Annotated in this window: 3 protein-coding genes; all 3 read left to right on the top strand. The window is 37.3% G+C overall.

Translation table 11 applies throughout. The features are described from left to right. Window positions 1-456 (top strand): CDP-glycerol glycerophosphotransferase family protein (locus tag IC21_RS08595; protein ID WP_035180777.1); only part of this gene is annotated, 456 nt, incomplete at its 5' end. A 261-nt stretch (window positions 457-717) separates the two neighbouring features. Next, window positions 718-1,680 (top strand): glycosyltransferase family 2 protein, encoded by a 963-nt coding sequence (locus IC21_RS08590; protein ID WP_029143123.1) that lies wholly within the window; start codon window positions 718-720, stop codon window positions 1,678-1,680. 467 nt (window positions 1,681-2,147) lie between these two features. Beyond that, window positions 2,148-3,551, top strand: a 1,404-nt coding sequence (locus IC21_RS08585) for a hypothetical protein (RefSeq protein ID WP_035180776.1), incomplete at its 3' end; no start/stop codon positions are given.

The raw sequence follows: 3,551 nt of genomic DNA, 5'->3' as shown, positions 1-3,551 counted from the left end.
GATGAACTGAAGGATGAGTATATTTTTGCGGTGAAATTTCATCCGGCTGTAAACAAAGGGGCAGGGCTGCTGCAGTATCCTGATTTTGTGGTGGACTGCCCCCATGATATGAACATCAACGAATTATTGCTGGTTACAGATTATTTGATCACGGATTATTCTTCTGTCCCTTTTGAGTTTTCCCTGTTAGGCCGCCCGATGATCTTTTATCCGTATGATCTGGAAAGCTATCAGGCTACACGGGGGTTGTGGGAACCGTATGACCGGCTTGTCCCCGGGCCGATTGCCTGTACGACGGCAGAAATTATTGATTTGATTAAAACTGGTTCTTTTGATACGGGAAGTATAGAAGCATTCTCAAGAACCTGGAATACATACTCTGCCGGCCACTCCAGCCGCGATCTGGTACAGTATTTGCATGAACAGGACGAAAAAAAGGGAAGAATGTATGGGTGAGTTTGCGGGAGTATGAGAAGCGGGCGAATATGGCCGGAGCTCACCTGTTTGGGATATCTGTTTAAACTGGAATTCAGGCCGGGATGTGGCTGAGTTTTTATTTTTTACGTAGAGGGCAGGAATTTCCAGATAAAAGTATCTTTGATATTTTTAATATGGCTTTTGCATGTTTACTATTTTTCTCAATAGGCAACAGAGAGGCAATGTATCTTTCATATTATATAGTTGGAAATTTTGTCTTCACTAATAGGAGTGTAAAGTATGAGTAATAATTTGCCGATGCTAACAATTGTGGTTCCTTGTTATAACGAAGAGCTTGTACTTGAGAAAACAACACAAGAATTAACAAGAGTATTGGATAAATTAGTTGTAAAAAACAAAATAAGCAGTAAAAGTATGATTTTTTATGTTGATGATGGAAGCAAGGATAGCACTTGGGAGATTATTGAAAAATTGACGGATATAAATTCTTACGTACAAGGGTTAAAGTTAAGCCGAAATTTCGGCCACCAGGGAGCCTTAATAGCAGGATTAGAGACAGCGAGAGATTTTTCGGATTGTGTCATTTCCATCGATGCGGATTTGCAGGACGATGTGGATGCTATCGAAATGTTTATAGACAAGTTTAATGAAGGCTATGAAATTGTATATGGAGTAAGGGATAAAAGGGACACCGACACTTTTTTCAAAAGAAATACAGCCCTTTTTTATTACAAGTTGATGGGAAAATTAGGCGTAAACCTGGTTCCGAACCATGCAGATTACAGGCTTCTGAGCAAGAGAGCTTTGGATGAGTTTGTTAAGTATCAGGAAGAGAATATTTTTATCAGAGGTATCATACCACTTTTAGGGTTTAAGTCGGCAAAGGTTTACTATGATCGTAAAGAAAGATTTGCAGGAGAGTCAAAATATCCATTAAAAAAGATGCTGGCATTCGCATTTGACGGGATTACATCCTTCAGTATCGCACCTGTGCGTTTTGTCACGTTTCTCGGATTTGTTCTTGTATTTGTTGGGATAGTGATTGCAATTTATACATTATGCGCAAAGATTTTTTCTTATACCATTAGCGGATGGACTTCTCTTATGCTATCTGTCTGGCTTGTTGGAGGTGTCCAACTGCTTGCGATCGGGATTATTGGGGAATATATTGGGAAAATATTCAAGGAAACAAAAAGACGTCCAAGATATACGATTGAAAAAAATACGTATAAAGAAAGGTAAGTAGGAACTTCATATCCGGTCCATCATTGAATTTATTTTTTTAATTTGCGCTTGTCCATTTTTATTCCTCCGCTGGTGCCGCGTTCGTTGCGGTATGGATTTCTAATGAATGATTTAAAAATATATGATGGCGTCCATGCTAAAAATACAGCGCTTAATTAGCCATGTTTCTGTGGAAATTTTATGCATGATAGAGACTTTGAAATACGTAGCGCTGTTTGTTTGCTTTTTGGTTATGCTGGTAATCAAGAAATTGCTGCCAAAAAAACATGATTATGTTTGAAAGCTTTCTGGGCGGTATAGGAATAGGAATCTATCAAGGTGCATCATTCGGGATGTTATAATCGTTGCCGGGTCAACAGACTGATGCCTTTATTCCCCCTTGAAAAGGGAACTTACATTTGTTACTCGTAAGTGCATGTTTATAAAAAAATAATTACCATGTTGCATGAAGGGGCTCGTACTTTATGAAAAGGGAGATTGCGTTTAAAAGAGAAAAATTCTCACTTTATATAGCAGTTTTTTTATTTTTATATGCTTTTGTGCTTATGTTGTTTTTTACTGAGTCTTCCCCTCTTTTTGCGATCAATGAATGGGTAGATGCCAACGCATTTTTTACGGTCGGGAAAGGGATGGCAAACGGGCTGGTGCCGTATCGTGATCTTTTTGAACAAAAAGGCCCTTTATTATACGCTCTGCATGCTATAGCTTACACCATTTCACACAAAACTTTTTTAGGTGTATATTGTTTGGAAAGCGCCGCAATGTTTATCAATTTGATATTTATCCAAAAAATTTCAAATCTATATTTAAAACGGCTTCCATCTATGCTGGTTGCAGTAATTTTTCCGATTTTTTTCCTCAACTCTAACTCTTTTCGTTTTGGGGATAGCGCAGAAGAGTTTGCAACCCCATTTTTAATTATCTTTTTCTATCTTGTGCTAAATCATTTGAAAAAAGAATCGGATTTTACGTTTTCATGGTTGGTTTATTTAATCAACGGTTTCATGGCAGGGTGTGTTTTTTGGATAAAGTTTACCTTGATAGGAGCCTGGATTGGCTTTTATTTTGCTTTGTTCATTATTTTTACCGTGCAAAAGAAATGGAAGGATGAAGTACGGGCTGTATTATTCACAATCACAGGGCTATTCCTGTCTTGTGTCCCGTGGCTTTGCTATTTTGGGTTACATCACGCAATCTCAGATTTAATCAATGTTTATTTAAAATTCAACCTTTTTATGTATTCGTCTCAATTGTCTTTTATTGGAAAGCTAATTAACTGTGCAGTATTATTTGGGGAGTTTTTTAACCGAAATTGGGAAATGAAACTTATTATGATGATTGGAATTATTGACTTTTTGCTTACCCGCAAATTTTTTGTTAACAAAATGCAAAAATATTTGCTGGTAAGCATGATTTCATTTCTTATTTTAGGGGTGTATATTGGCGGAAGGAGCTATCCTTATTATTATTTAATCATCGTTCCGGTAATCATGTTTGGGCTGATATCAATCGGTTATTATTTACAATCCGCCTATGAAAAGTCAGATTTTGATATTTTGAATCATGTCAATTGGGATGTAGTATTTGCGACTGCTTTTTTGTCTCTGGTCCTGTGTTTTGGATATAATTCAAATATTAAAGAATCCAAGTTCTTTGTTCGTTTCCCGCCGGCCCAGCAGACCTTTGCGAAAGTGATCAATCAAACGCCTAATCCAACCCTGCTTAATTATGGGGCTTTGGACGGCGGCTTTTACTTGGCAGCAAACATAGTTCCCAATGTGAAATATTTTGAAAAGCAGAATATAGACCCGAAAATTTATCCGGAAAACATGCAAGCACAAAATCGTTATATTATGGAAAAAAAGGTG

The sequence above is a fragment of the Heyndrickxia coagulans DSM 1 = ATCC 7050 genome, assembly GCF_000290615.1.
Taxonomy (GTDB): Bacteria; Bacillota; Bacilli; order Bacillales; family Bacillaceae_C; genus Weizmannia; species Weizmannia coagulans.
The sequence above is the reverse complement of the archived record's forward strand: the minus strand, read 5'-3'. Positions and strand labels throughout refer to the sequence as shown.

Bases quoted from the DNA above. Each gene is read 5' to 3' on its own strand.
- IC21_RS08590 (WP_029143123.1), top strand. From the start codon at position 718: ATGAGTAATAATTTGCCGATGCTAACAATTGTGGTTCCTTGTTATAAC.